This is a genomic window from Pseudomonas sp. NPDC088444 (assembly GCF_044900175.1).
In the GTDB taxonomy this organism is placed as follows: Bacteria; Pseudomonadota; Gammaproteobacteria; order Pseudomonadales; family Pseudomonadaceae; genus Aquipseudomonas.
In genome coordinates, this window is record NZ_JBJDNK010000003.1 from 298,653 (window position 1) to 315,845 (window position 17,193).

The window sequence follows — 17,193 nt, forward strand, 5'->3', positions numbered from 1 at the left end:
ACCTCATCGCCCGGAAGGGCGTTCATACCTGACGCAACCCCTAGCTTTTTCCTGCTCTGCGACGACAAAAATCATAATTTCGCTATCCCCTGATCCTGCACAGAATGCGCCCACACCCGCCTTCGTGAAGGACACAGGTATGACAGCTGCAAACTTAGAAATCGATACCCTCGTGGTCGGCGCCGGTCAGGCTGGCGTGGCCATGAGCGAGCACTTGAGTGCATTGGGCATCCCTCACCTGGTGCTGGAGCGCAACCGCATTGCCGAAGCGTGGCGTACTGGGCGCTGGGACTCGCTGGTGGCCAACGGTCCCGCCTGGCACGATCGCTTTCCGGGCCTTGAGTTCGACGACCTGAGCCCGGACGGCTTCGCACCGAAAGAGCGGGTTGCGGATTATTTCGAGGCCTACGCCCGTAAATTCAAAGCGCCGATCCGCACAGGGGTCGAGGTGCGCAAGGTCGAGCGCAACGTAGGGCGGCCGGGCTTTACCGTCGAAACCTCTGACGGTGTGATCGATGCCCGTCGCGTGGTCGTGGCCACGGGGCCGTTTCAGCGCCCGGTGATTCCGGCCATCGCCCCTGACGATGCACGCCTCCACCAGATTCACTCTGCGCAGTACCGTAATCCTCAACAGTTGCCCGAAGGCGCCGTGCTGGTGGTAGGCGCTGGCTCGTCTGGCACGCAGATCGCCGATGAATTGCAACGGGCCGGACGTGAGGTGTATCTCTCCGTGGGCCAGCATGACCGTCCCCCACGCGCCTACCGCAACCGGGATTTCTGCTGGTGGCTGGGCGTCTTGGGCGAGTGGGACCAGGCGGCCATGAAACCGGGTCGAGAACACGTGACGATTGCGGTCAGCGGCGCCCATGGCGGGCGCACCGTGAATTTCCGCGAGCTGGCTCAGCGCGGCATGAAACTGGTGGGCGTGACCCGTTCGTTCGACAACGGTGTCGCGCGTTTTCAGCCCGACCTGATCGACAACCTCAAGCGCGGCGACGACAACTACCTGGCCGTCCTCGACGCCGCCGATGCCTACATCGCGCGCAACGGCCTGGACTTGCCGCTGGAACCCGAAGCGCGTCGGATTTTTCCCGATTCCGACTGCATCACCCGGCCCATTCTGGAACTGGACCTGGCCAAAGCTGGCATCACGACCATCATCTGGGCCACCGGATTTGCCACTGACTACAGTTGGCTCAAGATCGATGCGTTCGACGCCAAAGGCAAACCGGTGCACCAACGTGGTGTGTCGACCGAGGCGGGGATCTACTTCCTGGGCCTGCCGTGGCAGTCCCGCCGCGGGTCGTCGTTCATCTGGGGCGTCTGGCACGACGCCAAATACGTCGCCGATCACATCGCCATTCAACGCCAATACCTGACCTACCGCGATGCCGCTCAACGTGACGCCGAACAGCGCGCGCCCGTTATCGCGCCAAGCCCGGTCAGAACCGTCAGCGCCTGATCCTTTTCACCTTTTTGGAGACGCCCCACATGGCACAACCGACCCACACCCGCATCCGCATGTTCAACACCAAGGACACCTACCCGAACCAGTCGCTGGACAACGACCTTTGCCAGGCCGTCCGCGCGGGCAATACCGTCTACGTCCGCGGCCAGATCGGCACCGACTTCGACGGCAACCTCGTCGGCCTCGGCGACCCCCGTGCCCAGGCCGAACAAGCCATGAAAAACGTCAAACAACTGCTGGAAGAAGCGGGGTCGGACCTGTCCCACATCGTCAAAACCACTACCTACATCATCGACCCGCGCTACCGCGAGCCGGTGTATCAGGAAGTGGGCAAGTGGCTGAAAGGGGTGTTTCCGATTTCGACCGGACTGGTGATTTCGGGGCTGGGCCAGCCACAGTGGTTGATGGAGATTGATGTGATTGCGGTGGTGCCGGAGGGGTGGGAGCCGAAGGTGGGGTGAGTTTAGGCGAGGCGATGTGGGTCAGGTTGATGGCCTGCATCGTGAGTAACTGTCTGAAAACGGTTAATAACGGAGTTTCCGCTCGAAAAATAACCCGTTAGAGACGTGCCTGGAAATATTAGTCTCCAAGCTTCTCCCAGAATGTAAGGTGCTCCATCGCACGCTCGCTGTCGCTCATATCATCGTTGCCCAACGAATTATCGAATCTTTCTGAAATTGTCTTTCGTACCACCGCAAGCCTGTTAATGAAGCTGTTTTGGGTTACGAAACGAGAGATTTCTCGAGCGCGAGTGCCCGGATCTTGACCTGGTGCCTCGATTTCTTTGTAAAAGTAATAGTCTTCCATTTGTCTCAACGAGATAAACATGAATCCTATTTCCTGCAATGCTTTGATCGCTTGTTTGCCTGTGATGATTATTTTTCTATTTGTTTTTCTTAATTTGTTCTTTTCTTTTGTAGGTGGCATTTTGGTTTTCAAGTTTTCTATAAGGGTTAGCTATTTCAAATGGTGGGTGGGATTGATTTTGCAATCCGCTTATTAAGCAAGGCGGCTTGATCAAAATGGCAATGTGTTTTTTATTGCCGCCAGCTTCGCTATATCTGCGCCTTTGGTAATCAGGTGCTCGAAAGCCTTTTCAAGCGTTTGAAATGTTTGTACCTCTTCTTCTGCGTAGTCCTCAAATACATCAAATTTTGTTTCGTCTATTTTTAACGTATACGTTTGATAAAGATGTCTCTCTTTCTTTATTGCGTATTGGAAAAGATATGACGTCGATCCAGTGGTGCGAACCTCTTGATAGCCCCTGCGCTTTCCGGACTCAATTGATACTTTGATGTTATTCATGAATGGTATTAGTTGGTGATATCGATACGCACATCGTCCCATCTGAACGTTTGATATTTATGTGTGGAAGCTCACCATGGCCGTGCCCCGTGCCTTTTGGATCGTCGTGGCCATGGACTCGTTCTGATGCTTTAAAGCATGTGTTTACCACGGTGCTAAATTGTTCATAGAATTTAAGGTGATATAATTTAGATTTATGTCTTTTGCGATTTTTTTTGCGGCTGTTTGGATTTTTCTATCAAAAAAATTAAGGTGCTCCTTGCGTCGCTCATGAAAAAATGGTTTATAAGAAAGAATTGCTTGTGGGTAATGAATGTTGAAATGACTTCTGCTGATATTTTTTTATGTTTGGTTGATTCTACTAGTGCGGATTTTGTTCGTTGAGCGGTAAGAGTGTCGTTTTTTTCATATTTTTCACGAAGCAAATATATTTTTACATTCTTTTTATGATGTTCTAGTTCTACTTCGAGTATGGACGTGTGTGGTTGTATTTTTGAAAAGTATATGCCCTCTTGAGTGGGTTCTATCGTATTCTCCAAAATTTTGCGCTCAGGCTCCCAACGGAGAAAGTTAGGGAAAAGTGTGCGCAGAAAGTTGGAGGCACTGGTGGTATTGAACCCATAGGGGCCATAGCCATGCTGATCAACATCGTACTGATAGCAAAGGCCGTAGGCTTGGGGGAGGAGTGGTTGTTCTGTAAAGATCTCACCTTGCTTGATCGGGAACTCTATAATTTGTTCCAATGTTGTATCTGTCATTTGAATATTATTTCCTCGCTGCTTATAATTTGGGCGTGGACTCGTCCAGTAGCGTGATAATGGGGAATGCCGAGCATGCCCGTATCCGGGTGTATACTCCAATAATGACTCGTCCACATTTATCAATACGAAGTGCGGACGTTTCCCTCCTGATATCTGATAGCTCTTTTCTCTGTGCCTGCGCTGTGTTTGGAGCGTTGATGGGAAAGTTTTAACTGTATTTTTTTGTTTTGTTCGAAGTTTCACTGTTTTGGATCTGTTATGGGTAAATCCAGAGTTCGGAAAAAACGAATTTTTCGTCAAATTCTTCAGCTAGATGTTCAAAGTTATCATGGTCGGCAGGAAGCGATAGTCCGATACCTTCAATGGAATAAACTTGAATGAAGCCAGACCATGCAATTTGTATTCTAGCATGGGTGAGTAGCTCTGCGACGGTCATCCCTGGCCAAACCTTTTCTCGGTAGTTTCCGGTAAGGCTTGAGTTACAAGATAATGCTGAAATAATGCCTTGTAGGTCATGGTAGGCAGTGATAAAGCCCCCATTAATGGTGGTCGAATTGTTGTCTCTATATACTTTGTAATCGCTGGGAAGGAGAGCTAGTATTTCGTCAATTTACTCTCCGATACGGATGCCGCCCAGTGATTCTTTAGGGTGTATCGAGTTGCTTATTCTCATCGCGTCTCCTAGGTGGGTGCGTTTACAAGTCTGCCATCAACGAAAACTGGGCTGTCTACAATTTTCTCGTATTTTATGAATCCTTCAGGCGCAATTCTACATTGTACTTCCCCGTTTCGATAAACCTTCCAGTAGCTTGTTATACGGGCTTCTTCACCCGAGTGGTAATCCAAAGTGTGTTCGGTGTCGACGTACAGGCATTGAGTGCCGTAGCGTTTTCATGGAGCATGCCTCTTTATAAGTCCTGAATTGCTGGAAGACGAGAGATGTGAACGTCAGCTGTATTTCCCAATCTGGTCCTGCAGTCGCTAGATGATACTTAATCTCCGAGAGGCTCAAGGTTGGTTCTCGATAGTCGATATTTCGCCACCCTCTCAATTCAATGATTTCAATTTGAGTTCCGGTTAAATCGATTTCGATGGTGTCGTAATTTGGTTGCCATATGCCCCATTTGGGAATTTCTATCGCGGGCTTTTGTTTTGTGTGGATGTGGAGACTAAAATCAGCGTCTGGGTAGAGCCCTAGATGCGCTATGTACATTTTTCCCGTAATACCCGTTGGGAAGTTTTTTTTAGAAAAGTATTGTTCAATGCACAGTCCAGTAAATTCATAAAGCCTCAAAAATTGTAATGTCCATGGGTTCCATCTGCCGCACCCGATCTCAGCTTGTCACCAGAACGTACGTTGAAATTTGGGCCAGCCTCATGTATGAGCCTGTTTGGGGCACTGTTCTACAGTTCGCAGTAGGTGCTGCACGACTGGAAGCTTAAGCTCTTGAATGTTGCATGAAATTCCCAGTTTGCCTCTGTTGAGGCTAGGCTAATTGTGTTGCTGTTGGATGAGGCGTGAAGGGGTGCATAAGAAACGTTAAACCAGTTTTTTGTTGAAAATTCGGTTAAGTATGTTCCTATTAGTTTGATGACGATAACGTCGTAGTCTCTACCTTGTTCTCCCCATTTTTCTATTTTGAATTGCGGGCTTTGTCTTGTGTGGATATTTAGGTAGAAACGCCCCTCGACATCAAGCCCGAACTGCCCAATAAATACCTGTTCCGATAGCCCGTTCGGGTATAGCTTTTTCAGGAATAAATTATTATCGATGAGGTCTATGATGTTCAATTTGTGCTCTAAAAGTTATAGTGGCCGTGGGTTCCCACCACGTAACCAGTGTCTACATTGTCATCAGGTCTCACGTTGAAATGAGCTTCTGCGCCGTGTGTGGGTGTGGCTTTTTTATGGCCTATGCTATGTTCTTGGATGAAGATAGGTTTCTCTCTTTTGTTGACGAACTGATACTGTCTAGTCTCTACAATTTTTCCATTGGCGATAATGGGGTTTTTATTCTCATCCAGTAGTTTTGGTCTAGTAAGAGCGGCCGGATGTTGGCTCATCGGAATCCCTGCATCTCGCTTGGCTTGCCTAAACGCATCTCTTCGACTTTGCCCCTGATAAGACGTCTTCTTGTTTGGGGAGCAGCTCCACCCCCACGGATCCACCCACCCCACCGGATTCGGCGCGTAGGCATACAGGTTCAGACCACCCGCCAACCCGATCGGATCAGGCGTGGTGAACCTGCCGACATCCGGGTCGTAGAACCTGAAGGTGTTGTAGTGCAGTCCGGTTTCGCGATCAAGGTATTGGCCTTGAAAGCGCAGGTTCTGTTCGGCGTGGTAGGGGCTGCGTTCTTCCTGATGGGTGTTGCCCCAGGTCCGATAGTGGGTCATCCAGACGAAATGACCGCTGGCGGTGGTCAGTTCTTCGGGCAGGCCGTTGGGCTGGTTGTGAAAGTAGAGGACTTCCTGGTGCTCGCCTCTGCTGTCGATACGGGCGTGGGGTTCGTGGCTGTCGTCGGCGTAGATGTGCAGGCATTGAGTGCCGTGGCGTTCTTCGCTGAGCAGCCGCAGGCCTTCCCAGGCAAAGCGGGTTTCGTTGCGCTTGAGACCGTGAGCGTTATGTTCGGTTTTGCCGATGCGTCGGCCCAGTGGGTCGTAAACCATTCGAATAGTGATGCCACCGTATTGATGCACGGCGATCAGGCGGCTTTCGGCGTCATATTCAAAACGCTGGGTGCCGTGTCGAATGCTCTGTTTTTCGATCAGCCGACCAAAGCCGTCGTAGCGATAGCGTTTGTCCTGATAGCGCTGGATCCGGTTGTGTCGGACCTGTTCGGCGTTTTGCTGACGGCCGTCGATCAGGTTGGCAGCGGCGTCGTAGGCGAAGACCTCGGGCGTCTTCAGGGCGTCGTCGTCGCTGACGATCAGGCGCGCAGTGGCGTCGTAGTGCAAATCAGTGCGCCGGTCGCGTGACTGCTTGCTGGTCCAGCGGCAGATGAGGTTGTCGGCAGGGTCGTAGTCGTACTGTTTGTCGTAAACGGCCCAGGCGTCGGGGTGTACCCCTTCGACGCGTGGGATACGCAGATGCAAGCGGCCTGCGGCGTCATAACGGGTGCAGGTTCTGATCTGACCCTGAACCCGCAGCACTTCGCGGTGCAGGGGATCACGCTCGAAGTCACTGATGACCTGGCCGTCAAGGTTGATCTGGTGCAGGTGGCCACTGCCGTAGTACAGCCGGTTGAGGGTGCGGCCATCGGGCAGACGGGTCTGGGTCCGGTTGCCCAGCTCGTCGTAGGTGTGTTGCAAAAGGCCGTAGGCGTTCTGTTCGCTGAGTAACTGGCCCAAGGCGTCATAACGAAACGCAATGTGCTGCTGTTCGCCTTCAAGTGGAGCGAAGGAGATGCCGGTCAGTTGATCCAGCAGGTCGTAGGTGTATTCGGTACGACCATCGGTCGTGGTCTTGGCGATCAGCCTCCCCACCGCATCACGCTTCAGATCGTGAATGATCGGCTCGTCGACTGGATCGTTATTTCCCACGGCTGCCGGACGCTGCTCGACCCGCAGCGGATTGCCCAGGCCGTCATAACGGAAGTGTCGCTGGCTGCCGTCCAGATCCTGCTGCACGATCAGCCGATCTCCGGCGTCCCAGGCAAACCGGTAGTGTTCGCCGTTCTCGTTGGTCAGGGTGTCTAGCCGCCCGTAAGCGTCGTAGCGATATTGCACCGTGCGGCGAAGTTCATCGGTGCGCTGGCGAAGCTGACCACGGGCATCGTATTCAAGCCGTGTGGTGGCCCCGGTCGGATCGGTCTGGCTGATCAGCCGTCCGCTGGCATCGTACCGGTACTCAAACAAGCGCTCATCCGGCGTCTTGAGCGTTTCCAGACGGCCATACAGATCATGTATGTATCGGGTCTCGTTGCTCAGGGCATCGGTGGTGCTCACCAGGTGGCCACGCGGATCGTGGCAAATTTCGGTCCGATGGCCCGAGCAGTCGATGTGCCCGCTCAACTGGCCGAAGGCGTTCCAGGTGTTCTTACGGGTCTTGCCGCTGGAGTCGAGGATTTCGACAACCTGGCCCAAGGCGTTGTAGCGATACTGCGTCACATGCCCCAAAGGATCGCGCACATGAGTGCAATTCCCGCGAGCGTCATAGCGGTAGTGCCAGTTGTTGCCTGCCGCGTCGGTTTCCACGCGAGGCAGGGCCCAGTGTTCCAGCCATTGGGTTAGTTCATGGCGGCCTAGCGGGTCTTCAGTGGAGGCAAGATTACCTGCGGCATCGTAGGTGTAGCGCCACTGGCCGCCTTGCGGGTTGGTCGCCCCGAGCAACTGACGCTCATCGTTCCAGTCGAATTGCCAGCTCAGCCCCAGCGCATCGGTAATCGAGGTGATCTGGTGCTGCACATTCCAGTGCCGAACGCTGCGCCGCCCCAGCCCGTCGGTGACTACTGTGCGACCGGCCTCAAGGTCGTACTCGAACCGGTACTCGGCACCGTCATCGGTGTAATGGCGCACCACTCGCCATTCCCGATCCTTGATCACATCCCAGTCATAAAAACAGCGCAGCCCGGTCGGTAACTGATGCTCGACCATTCGCTGGCCGCTGTCGTAGGCGAAACGGCGCAAGAGGTTGTTCGACGCATTGCGAACTTCAATCAGATCCCCGGACGCGTCATAGCTGTAATAAACCAGCGCTTCAGGTCGGTACTGCGTGTCGTCGTAGAGCCGTTCGATGGACGCAACCCGCCGCGGCCACTGCGCCGAGTACCCCAATCGCAAGTGCTGAACATTCAGCGAATCGCGCAGCTCACTCAACCGACCCTGCGCGTCATAGGCCAGATCGATGCGGTTGTCGTTGCGATCACCGAGCTGCACCAGACGCAGCATCGAATGACTGACGGAAGCAGGTTCAAAATACCGATACAGCCCGTCCTCGCTCTCGATCAGTACCCGGCCATCGTCATGCCGTCGCACCACCAACCCTTCGCCAGCACTGAACACCGCTTCGCCCGCGCCGATCTGACCCATGTCGATACGACGGGCCTGTTCGTCGACGTAGATCAGCCGCTCTTCTTCAACGTGAACACAGACTTCGAACGTCACACTCCAGCCCGCGCCAAACAGGCCGTCCCGTCGCTCATCCCGGCTGTTGTAAAAGCGCTGCCAGGCCAGTGGCATGACGCCGGGCAGGGAAAAGTCCAGGTCTTCGACGCTGCCCAGCACCTTGGCCCCAGTGGCCGCATGTACAGGGTGCGGCGCGCCTGAAATCGCCCGCCCGAGTGCCCCTGAAACCTGACTCACGGCATAGGCATTCACGCCCCCCAGCAGCATGCACGGCAGGTTGCTGACGAACCTGCGCGGCCCGCCCCTCAACATCATCAGTGCATTGACCGCCAGCCCTACACCCGGCGTCTTGCCACTGCGAATGCTGCGCACCACCAGATTGCCCCCGCCGATGCGCACGTTGGGCGATACGTGCGCCGAGGACACCGTCGCGCCGCAGGTGCTGCGGTCCCCGCTGCGCACCGCCGGTTGGCCGTTGATGAAGACAGTGCTTGAGCCTTCGGCGAGGTACTGAACCGGCATCGGCAGATGGCGTTCGCAAGTGATCTGATCCTGCGCTCGTGGTGATGCGCCGGGCGCGGGGGAGGCGAGGGTGGGTTGCCACAGCTCGGAGAAAAAGCCCTTGGCGATATCGAGAAAGGTGCCTTCAGGGGCCTGATCGTCGGGCAAGTCCACGGTATCGTAGGAGGTGCAGCCTGCCGCCCGCGCCGCAGGTTTGCCGTTGATGAAAACGTTCGGCGAACCGCTGCTGATGTAGGCACAGACGCTGGGCGGGAAGAGGTCTTTGGCGAGATTGTCGCAGAAGGTACTGATGCCCTCGTCAGCACCCAGGGCGTTCATGCCCACGCCGACGGCGACGTTAACCGCAGCACCAATGAGGCAGGCTGCCAGCCCTCCGGTGGCGACGGTCAGGCTGGTCGCACCGACCACTGCTGCGCCCACGGCCGCGCCAATGGCAACGCCGACAGCGATTTCCAGAACGCCGCCAAAGATGTCGGCCAGTAGCGAGTTGTGAGTGAGGGCATCGCCTTGGCGAGCGGCCCCTTGGGCGTCAGACATTCCCTGATCCGCGCTGAGAAAGGCGCGGAATGTAAGGGCTTGAAACGCGCCTGTCTGAGCGCTGAAACACAAAAAGCAGGAGGGACGGGATTTTCAGAAAAGGACTACGACAATGCCGCAAACACTCCTACTGATGCCAAGGAAAGGCCTGATAAAAAGAGCTGTCAGTGAGCCGCGCCGCCCTTGATTCCGCTCGGCAGTTTCTTGGTCAGCACCACCGCCAGCATGCTGATCCCCAACGCCAGTCCGACGAAATGGAATGCGTCGTTATAGGCCATGATCGCCGCCTGTTGATGGGCGATCTCACTGAGCTTGCCCAGCGCGGCGGTCTCGTTGCCCAAACGCTCTGTCAGTTGTGCCATGCGCTCGGCGACTTGCGGGTTGGCCGGGGAGATGGATTCGCGCAGGTAGTCGAAATAGGTCTTGGTCCGCGCATCCAGTAAGGTCGCAAGCAGGGCGATGCCGATGGCGCCGCCGAGGTTGCGCAGAATGTTGAAGAGGCTCGACGCCGAGCCCGCGTCCTGCGGCTGTATATAAGCGGTGGCGATCAGCGAGATGGTCACCATGATCAATGGCTGGCCCAGCGCCCGCACAATCTGGATGTGGTTGAACTGCGGCCCCGCGAAATCCGGATTCAGCACCCCTGACAAAAAGCTGGCCAGTCCAAACAAGCCAAAACCCAGGGCGCACAGTACTTTGGGCGAGATGATTTTCATCAGTTGCGGCACCAGCGGAATCAGGAACAGCTGCGGAATCCCCATCCACATGATCACCTCGCCGATCTGCTGGGCGTTGTAACCCTGAATTTGCGCCAGATACAGCGGCAGCAAATACACCGAGCCATACAGCCCCACGCCCATGCCCACGCTGGAGATGCTCGATAGGCCAAAGTTACGGTTGACGAGGATGCCCAGATTGATCAGCGGCTTGGGTTTGGAGAACTGAATGATCACGAAGGTGATCAGGCTGAACAAGGCGATACTGCCCAGCGTGACGATCAGGCCCGATTCCAGCCAGTCTTTGCGGTGGCCTTCTTCCAGAAACACCTGGAGGCAGCCCAAGCCCACGCCGAGGGTGACGATGCCTGCATAGTCAGTACTTTTCAGCAATTCCCAGTGCGGCGCCTTCTTCTCCAGGCCGTACATCAGCCCGGCGATCATCAGCAGCCCCGGCGGGACGTTGATGTAGAAAATGTATTCCCAGCCGAAATTTTCCGTCAGCCAGCCGCCCAAGGTCGGGCCGATGGACGGCGCGAAGGTCGCGGTCATGGCAAACAGCGCCATGCCCTTGGCGCGGTGGTGTTCGGGCAGCTTGATCAACGTCAGGGTGAACGCCAAGGGGATCAGCGCGCCGCCGGTAAAACCCTGCATGGCGCGGAATACGATCATGCTTTCCAGGCTCCAGGCCATGGAACAGAGCAGAGATGAGACCAGAAAACCCAGGGATACCCACACCGCCAGTCGCCGCGCCGAGAGCAATTGCACCAGCCAGGCGGTGAGCGGGATCATGATGATTTCCGCCACCAGGTAGGACGTGGAAATCCACGAGCCTTCCTCCAGCGTGGCTGACAACGCGCCCTGAATGTCCTTGAGCGAGGAGTTGGTGATCTGAATGTCGAGCACTGCCATGAAGGCGCCGAGCATCACACTCATCACCGCAATCCAGTCACGCCGGGTCGGCTCGCCGACCGGGCGGATCAGTTCATCACCGGCCACTTGCGGCGTCGTTCGCAGGTTTGACGTTGACTGACACGGTGACCGACATCCCTGGACGAATCTTGCCCTGCAAGGGGTTGTCCGGCGCGAACGTCAGTTTCACCGGAATACGCTGTACGACTTTGGTGAAGTTACCCGTGGCATTGTCCGGAGGCAGCAAGCTGAACTGCGCGCCGGACGCGGCGAACAGGCTGTTGACGCGGCCTTGAATCGGCGTGCTGGGGAAGCTGTCGAACGTCAGCTCGGCGGATTGGCCGATCTCCATGTGCTCTATCTGGGTTTCCTTGAAGTTGGCTTGCACCCAGATGTCTTCGTCGGGTACCACTGACAGCAGGTACGCTCCGGCCTGCACGAACTGGCCATTGCGCGCGGCGCGCTGGCCGATCAGTCCGCTGATCGGCGCGTGGATTTCGGTGCGCTGCATATTCAACTCGGCCTGGGCCAGATCGGCGCGGGCAGTGGCGATCTGTGCGTCGAGACGCTTGATGTCGGCGGTCAGGGCATTCACTTGCTGGCGCTGGCCTTGCGCATCAGCCTGTGCCTTGGCCACTTGAGAACGTGCCACATGGCTGTCGGCGGTCATGGTGGTGACCTGTTCTTCTGAGACGAAGCCCGGTTTGCGCAGTTTTTGCAGGCGCGCCAAGTCCAGTTGCGTACGACCTAGGGTGGCCTGATTGGCCTGCACCTGTGCATCGCTGGCGGCGATCAGGCTCGACTGTTGCGTCAACTTGCTTTGTGCCTGCGTCCGCTCGGCCTCCCGCGTTGCCAGCGTGGCCTGGGCGCGATCGATGGCCAGGCGGAAGTCATCGGGTTCCAGCTTTACCAGCAATTGGCCTTTCTCGACGTGCTGGTTGTCCTGCACCAGCACCTCACTGATCCGCGCGCCGAGCTGGCTGGACACCCGGGTAATTTCACCCTGAACGTAGGCATTGTCGGTGGTTTCGTAAAAGCGTCCTTTCAGGTACCACTGGGCGAAGAAGGCGAGGGCGATCAGCAGGACCACCAAAAGAAAGATGAACAGGCGGCGTTTGAGTTGGGCGGGCATGGTCGTTCTTGTTTATTGGAATGGTTCTGAATCTAGCAGCAAATAAAGTCTGGCAACTAGCCAGCGTTGCAATAATGACCAGAAATGATATTCGGGTATTCATTCGTCGATCGCCAAACTGTCCTCTGTGCTGGAGCCGCGAGGGTTACGCCTGCTAAGATTCGCCGCTTGTTCGACCTATTCGGAATTCTTCATGACCACCGTTCGTACCCGCATCGCGCCATCGCCTACTGGTGACCCCCACGTTGGCACGGCTTACATCGCGCTCTTCAACTATTGCTTTGCCAAGCAGCATGGTGGCGAATTCATCCTGCGCATTGAAGACACCGATCAGTTGCGTTCGACCCGTGAGTCCGAACAACAGATTTTCGATGCGCTGCGCTGGCTCGGTATCGAATGGAGCGAAGGCCCGGACGTCGGCGGCCCGCATGGCCCGTATCGTCAAAGCGAGCGTGGCGACATTTATAAGAAGTACACCCAGCAACTGGTCGATGCCGGCCATGCATTCCCGTGCTTCTGCACCGCCGAAGAACTGGATCAGATGCGCGCCGAGCAGATGGCCCGTGGCGAAACCCCACGCTACGACGGCCGCGCGCTGTTGCTTTCCAAAGAAGAAGTCGAGCGCCGTCTGGCTGCCGGTGAGCCCCATGTGATCCGCATGAAAGTGCCGAGCGAAGGCGTGTGCGTGGTGCCGGACATCCTGCGTGGCGACGTCGAAATCCCGTGGGACCGCATGGACATGCAGGTGCTGATGAAGACCGACGGCCTGCCGACCTACTTCCTGGCCAACGTCGTCGATGACCACCTGATGGGCATCACCCACGTGCTGCGTGGCGAAGAATGGCTGCCGTCAGCACCGAAACTGATTCTGCTCTACGAATACTTTGGCTGGGAAAAGCCGGCGCTGTGCTACATGCCGCTGCTGCGTAACCCGGACAAGAGCAAGCTGTCCAAGCGCAAGAACCCCACGTCGGTCACGTTCTACGAGCGCATGGGCTTCATGCCTGAAGCAATGCTCAACTACCTGGGGCGTATGGGCTGGTCGATGCCGGATGAGCGCGAGAAGTTCTCCTTGCAGGAAATGGTCGACAACTTCGACCTTAATCGCGTTTCCCTGGGCGGTCCGATCTTCGACATTGAGAAACTGTCCTGGCTCAACGGCCAGTGGCTGCGTGAGCTGCCGGTGGAAGAGTTCGCCGCGCGGGTGCAAAAGTGGGCGTTCAACAGCGACTACATGATGAAGATCGCGCCCCACGTGCAGGGCCGCGTCGAGACGTTCAGTCAGGTCGCGCCGTTGGGCGGCTTCTTCTTCGCGGGTGGCGTGAATCCGGACGTGAAGCTGTTCGAGCACAAGAAGCTTTCGCCGGAACAGGTGCGTCAGGTGATGCAGCTGATTTTGTGGAAACTGGAATCCCTGCGTCAGTGGGAGAAAGACACCATTACCGGCTGCATTCAGGCGGTGGTCGAGCATCTGCAACTCAAACTGCGTGATGCGATGCCGTTGATGTTTGCCGCGATCACCGGGCAGGCCAACTCGGTTTCGGTGACCGACGCCATGGAGATCCTTGGCCCGGATCTGACGCGCTATCGTTTGCGTCAGGCGCTGGACCTGCTGGGCGGTGTCTCGAAGAAAGAAAATAAAGAATGGGAAAAGCTGCTCGGCGCGATTGGCTGAGTGACCGGCAAGCCCCTGATTTTGCGCAGGCAGAATCAGGGGAGGGCGGTAAGTGATTGTTATCCCGGAAAATTCTTTTGAAATATGTTTAAAAAAAGTTTGACAGCTACCCGGGTCGCACTTAATATGCGCCCCGTCCACACGGCAACACAGAAACACGGCGGCAACGCAGTGTGATGTGAAAGTGTAATGTGGGGCTATAGCTCAGCTGGGAGAGCGCCTGCATGGCATGCAGGAGGTCAGCGGTTCGATCCCGCTTAGCTCCACCAATTTTAGAAGCTTCAAGGTTGGCTACACTGCCTTGAAGTTTGTACCGAAAATCGGAGCCAGCACCGATCAGGTACGCAAGGGTTACGTCCCCTTCGTCTAGTGGCCTAGGACACCGCCCTTTCACGGCGGTAACAGGGGTTCGAGTCCCCTAGGGGACGCCACTTTATCGAGAGCGATCGCAAGGTTGATCTCCGCCGAGAGGCGTAAATCTGGGGCTATAGCTCAGCTGGGAGAGCGCCTGCATGGCATGCAGGAGGTCAGCGGTTCGATCCCGCTTAGCTCCACCAATTTTTGCCAGGGTTCGTAAGGCAATTTATAACGAACCCGACTGAAGGTTTTGCGTCCCCTTCGTCTAGTGGCCTAGGACACCGCCCTTTCACGGCGGTAACAGGGGTTCGAGTCCCCTAGGGGACGCCACGATTTCTCGCTCTGCGAGACCAAGGGTCATTCGATTATTGAATGGCCCTTTTGTTTTTCTGGGATTTTATTTCTCTTTCCCCGATCTTCTGATCAGCCGATGCCGAACGTGTAGGAGCGAATTTATTCGCGAAGACGTTAGCCCTCACAGCATCAATGTCGCCTGACACTCCGCCTTCGCGAATAAATTCGCTCCCACAGTTTCCAGCCTTGGGCCGTTGAGCATGGCGCCCTTGCCATCCCTGATGATGCAGATAATATTATCGCCATCATCCCGGAGGCGGACATGAACGACAAAAAAGCACAGACCCGCGAACGCATTCTCAACGCAGCGAGCATGGCGTTGATCGCGCGTGGCCCGGTGGAGCCCAGCGTCAACGAGATCATGGGCGCAGCAGGGTTGACCGTCGGCGGTTTCTACGCGCATTTCGACAGCAAGGAAGCGCTGATGCTGGAGGCGTTCAATCAGTTGCTCAGCGAGCGCCGCGCAATGGTTGCGAAAATCGACGACCAATTGCCGGGTGACGAGCGCCGCGCCTTGTTGGCCGCGTTTTACCTCTCACGCAAACACCGCGATGCAGAAGAGCACGCCTGTCCGCTGCCAACGGCCATTGGTGAAATGGCGCGGCTGTCCGACGACTTTCGTGATGCGCTGTCCGAACACATCGAGCTGATGGTCGCGCAACTGGCGGCCAGCCCCGAAGAAACCGACAAAACCCTGGCCGACATCGCGCTGATGCTTGGCGGACTGGCCCTTGCCCGCGCTCTGGGTCCTAACGAACTGTCCGATCGCGTGTTGCGAGCTGCCAAGTCGGCCATGCAGTGAGGTGTTCGCGACAGATCGAAACCTGCTGACGACGCTTTTGGTTACACTGCCTGCGAACGCATTCATGAGGGCAGGAACGAGCATGGTCTGGGATCTGGCAACGCCATTCGTCATCGACCTACAGGTAGGTGAAGACGATATCGATGGATTGGGGCACGCCAACAACGCGGTCTACGTCACCTGGCTGGAGCGCTGCGCCTGGCGCCATTCCCAGCAACTGGGGCTGGATCTGACCGAGTACCGCCGTCTGGACCGGGCCATGGCCGTGGTGCGGCATGAGATTGACTACCTGGCCAGCGCTTACCAAGACGATGACCTGCAACTGGCCACCTGGATTGTCGACTGGGACCAGAAGATCAAAATGACCCGGCGTTTCCAGCTCAGGCGCCCGAGCGACGGGGTGACGCTGTTGCGTGCACAAACCACGTTCGTCTGTATCGAGCTGTCCAGTGGCAAGCCCAAACGCATGCCGACCGAGTTCATTGAAGGTTACGCGCCTGCGCTACGGCAGGCTGTTTCCTGACACGCGGCAGATTCCCAATCGCGGCGCCACTGCGTAAACTGCCGGACTTTTTTCCGAGTGTGACCCATGCAAATTGCTCTGGCCCCGATGGAGGGCTTGGTCGATGACATCTTGCGCGATGTGCTGACTCAAGTTGGCGGCATCGACTGGTGCGTGACCGAATTCATCCGGGTGACTGAGCGTCTGTTGCCTGAGCACTACTTCCACAAGTTCGCTTCCGAGCTGCTCAATGGCTCGAAGACGCGGGCCGGCGTGCCGTTGCGCGTGCAGTTGCTGGGTTCTGATCCCGTGTGTCTGGCGGAAAATGCGGCGTTTGCGGCCGAGTTGGGAGCGCCGGTCATCGACCTGAACTTCGGCTGCCCGGCCAAAACCGTCAACAAATCCCGGGGTGGGGCGGTACTGCTGAAGGAGCCTGAGCTGCTTCACTCGATCCTCAGCCACGTGCGCCGCGCTGTGCCTGGGCATATTCCGGTCACCGCCAAGATGCGCCTGGGCTACGACAGCACTGAACCGGCACTGGATTGCGCGAGGGCGCTGGAGGCGGGCGGCGCCGAGCACATCGTGGTGCATGCGCGAACCAAGGTCGACGGCTATAAACCACCCGCGCACTGGGAGTGGATCGGCAAGATTCAGGATGTGGTGAAGATCCCGATCATCGCCAATGGCGAGATCTGGACTGTGGAGGATTGGCGCCGTTGCCGCGAAATCTGTGGCGCCCGGGACATCATGATCGGTCGCGGCCTGGTGGCGCGTCCGGATCTGGGGCGGCAGATCGCTGCGGCCGAGGCGGGGCGTGAGGTTTTTGAAATGACCTGGCAAGAGCTTCAGCCGTTGCTGCGCGAGTTCTGGCTGCAGGCCATGGCCAAGATGACGCGCGTGCAGGCACCGGGGCGGTTGAAGCAGTGGGTGGTGCTGCTGACCAAGAGCTACCCTGAAGCCACGGTGCTGTTCGATTCGTTGCGTCGCGAGACCGATTGTGAGCGCATCAGTCAGATGTTGGGTGTGATGGCGCCGGAAGCCGCCTGAGAAAAAAATTTCATAGCGACTCTTGAAACAGAAGTGA

The 17,193-nt window shown here is 56.5% G+C and carries 15 protein-coding genes and 4 tRNA genes; 10 read left to right on the top strand and 9 right to left on the bottom strand.

Annotated features, from left to right (window positions below):
• The first annotated feature begins 139 nt into the window (after positions 1-139).
• Both ACI2KB_RS08315 and ACI2KB_RS08320 read left to right on the top strand, forming a co-directional pair.
• Entirely contained in the window at positions 140-1,462 is a 1,323-nt protein-coding gene (locus ACI2KB_RS08315; RefSeq protein ID WP_404633278.1) for a flavin-containing monooxygenase, read from the top strand.
• A 29-nt stretch (positions 1,463-1,491) separates the two neighbouring features.
• Entirely contained in the window at positions 1,492-1,929 is a 438-nt protein-coding gene (locus ACI2KB_RS08320; RefSeq protein ID WP_404633280.1) for a RidA family protein, read from the top strand.
• Between the two features lie 118 nt (positions 1,930-2,047).
• On the opposite strand, the gene ACI2KB_RS08325 is transcribed toward ACI2KB_RS08320, so the two are convergent.
• The 9 genes from ACI2KB_RS08325 to ACI2KB_RS08365 form a co-directional block, all read right to left on the bottom strand.
• A complete protein-coding gene (locus ACI2KB_RS08325; protein ID WP_404633282.1) occupies positions 2,048-2,395 on the bottom strand; it encodes a hypothetical protein in 348 nt (115 codons plus the stop codon).
• A 90-nt stretch (positions 2,396-2,485) separates the two neighbouring features.
• Positions 2,486-2,773: a hypothetical protein gene (locus ACI2KB_RS08330; protein ID WP_404633284.1), complete on the bottom strand. Its 288-nt coding sequence runs from the start codon at positions 2,771-2,773 to the stop codon at positions 2,486-2,488.
• Between the two features lie 194 nt (positions 2,774-2,967).
• Positions 2,968-3,531, bottom strand: a complete 564-nt coding sequence (locus ACI2KB_RS08335) for a hypothetical protein (protein ID WP_404633286.1) — start codon at positions 3,529-3,531, stop codon at positions 2,968-2,970.
• Between the two features lie 259 nt (positions 3,532-3,790).
• The gene (locus ACI2KB_RS08340) at positions 3,791-3,970 is read right to left on the bottom strand and encodes a hypothetical protein (RefSeq protein WP_404633288.1); all 180 of its coding nucleotides are present in this window, start codon (positions 3,968-3,970) and stop codon (positions 3,791-3,793) included.
• A gap of 854 nt (positions 3,971-4,824) precedes the next feature.
• A complete protein-coding gene (locus tag ACI2KB_RS08345) occupies positions 4,825-4,917 on the bottom strand; it encodes an HNH/endonuclease VII fold putative polymorphic toxin (protein WP_404633578.1) in 93 nt (30 codons plus the stop codon).
• A gap of 21 nt (positions 4,918-4,938) precedes the next feature.
• Positions 4,939-5,325: a hypothetical protein gene (locus ACI2KB_RS08350; RefSeq protein ID WP_404633290.1), complete on the bottom strand. Its 387-nt coding sequence runs from the start codon at positions 5,323-5,325 to the stop codon at positions 4,939-4,941.
• Between the two features lie 8 nt (positions 5,326-5,333).
• Complete coding sequence (locus ACI2KB_RS08355; protein WP_404633292.1) at positions 5,334-9,659, bottom strand: RHS repeat-associated core domain-containing protein; 4,326 nt, start codon at positions 9,657-9,659, stop codon at positions 5,334-5,336.
• Positions 9,660-9,823: 164 nt separating this feature from the next.
• Entirely contained in the window at positions 9,824-11,314 is a 1,491-nt protein-coding gene (locus ACI2KB_RS08360; RefSeq protein WP_404633580.1) for an MDR family MFS transporter, read from the bottom strand.
• Positions 11,315-11,363: 49 nt separating this feature from the next.
• The gene (locus ACI2KB_RS08365) at positions 11,364-12,419 is read right to left on the bottom strand and encodes an HlyD family secretion protein (protein ID WP_404633294.1); all 1,056 of its coding nucleotides are present in this window, start codon (positions 12,417-12,419) and stop codon (positions 11,364-11,366) included.
• A gap of 193 nt (positions 12,420-12,612) precedes the next feature.
• On the opposite strand from ACI2KB_RS08365, the gene gltX reads away from it, so the two are divergent.
• The 8 genes from gltX to ACI2KB_RS08405 all read left to right on the top strand — a co-directional run bounded on the left by gltX (position 12,613) and on the right by ACI2KB_RS08405 (position 17,156).
• The gene (gltX, locus tag ACI2KB_RS08370; RefSeq protein ID WP_404633296.1) at positions 12,613-14,094 is read left to right on the top strand and encodes a glutamate--tRNA ligase; all 1,482 of its coding nucleotides are present in this window, start codon (positions 12,613-12,615) and stop codon (positions 14,092-14,094) included.
• 193 nt (positions 14,095-14,287) lie between these two features.
• Positions 14,288-14,363 (top strand) — tRNA-Ala (locus ACI2KB_RS08375).
• A gap of 86 nt (positions 14,364-14,449) precedes the next feature.
• Positions 14,450-14,525: transfer RNA gene (locus ACI2KB_RS08380), tRNA-Glu, on the top strand.
• A 50-nt stretch (positions 14,526-14,575) separates the two neighbouring features.
• Positions 14,576-14,651 (top strand) — tRNA-Ala (locus ACI2KB_RS08385).
• A gap of 54 nt (positions 14,652-14,705) precedes the next feature.
• A tRNA-Glu gene (locus ACI2KB_RS08390) sits at positions 14,706-14,781 on the top strand.
• A 286-nt stretch (positions 14,782-15,067) separates the two neighbouring features.
• A complete protein-coding gene (locus ACI2KB_RS08395) occupies positions 15,068-15,607 on the top strand; it encodes a TetR/AcrR family transcriptional regulator (RefSeq protein ID WP_404633298.1) in 540 nt (179 codons plus the stop codon).
• Between the two features lie 82 nt (positions 15,608-15,689).
• Positions 15,690-16,130, top strand: coding sequence for an acyl-CoA thioesterase (locus ACI2KB_RS08400; RefSeq protein ID WP_404633300.1), 441 nt, complete (start codon positions 15,690-15,692; stop codon positions 16,128-16,130).
• Between the two features lie 66 nt (positions 16,131-16,196).
• Positions 16,197-17,156 (top strand): tRNA dihydrouridine synthase, encoded by a 960-nt coding sequence (locus ACI2KB_RS08405; protein ID WP_404633302.1) that lies wholly within the window; start codon positions 16,197-16,199, stop codon positions 17,154-17,156.
• The last annotated feature ends 37 nt before the right edge of the window (positions 17,157-17,193 follow it).

Excerpts from the sequence above, each read along its gene's own strand:
- ACI2KB_RS08315 (WP_404633278.1), top strand. The coding sequence starts at position 140 with ATGACAGCTGCAAACTTAGAAATCGATACCCTCGTGGTCGGCGCCGGT.
- ACI2KB_RS08320 (WP_404633280.1), top strand. The coding sequence starts at position 1,492 with ATGGCACAACCGACCCACACCCGCATCCGCATGTTCAACACCAAGGAC.
- ACI2KB_RS08325 (WP_404633282.1), bottom strand. The coding sequence starts at position 2,395 with ATGCCACCTACAAAAGAAAAGAACAAATTAAGAAAAACAAATAGAAAA.
- ACI2KB_RS08330 (WP_404633284.1), bottom strand. The coding sequence starts at position 2,773 with ATGAATAACATCAAAGTATCAATTGAGTCCGGAAAGCGCAGGGGCTAT.
- ACI2KB_RS08335 (WP_404633286.1), bottom strand. The coding sequence starts at position 3,531 with ATGACAGATACAACATTGGAACAAATTATAGAGTTCCCGATCAAGCAA.
- ACI2KB_RS08340 (WP_404633288.1), bottom strand. The coding sequence starts at position 3,970 with ATGACCGTCGCAGAGCTACTCACCCATGCTAGAATACAAATTGCATGG.
- ACI2KB_RS08355 (WP_404633292.1), bottom strand. The coding sequence starts at position 9,659 with ATGTCTGACGCCCAAGGGGCCGCTCGCCAAGGCGATGCCCTCACTCAC.
- ACI2KB_RS08365 (WP_404633294.1), bottom strand. The coding sequence starts at position 12,419 with ATGCCCGCCCAACTCAAACGCCGCCTGTTCATCTTTCTTTTGGTGGTC.
- gltX (WP_404633296.1), top strand. The coding sequence starts at position 12,613 with ATGACCACCGTTCGTACCCGCATCGCGCCATCGCCTACTGGTGACCCC.
- ACI2KB_RS08395 (WP_404633298.1), top strand. The coding sequence starts at position 15,068 with ATGAACGACAAAAAAGCACAGACCCGCGAACGCATTCTCAACGCAGCG.
- ACI2KB_RS08400 (WP_404633300.1), top strand. The coding sequence starts at position 15,690 with ATGGTCTGGGATCTGGCAACGCCATTCGTCATCGACCTACAGGTAGGT.
- ACI2KB_RS08405 (WP_404633302.1), top strand. The coding sequence starts at position 16,197 with ATGCAAATTGCTCTGGCCCCGATGGAGGGCTTGGTCGATGACATCTTG.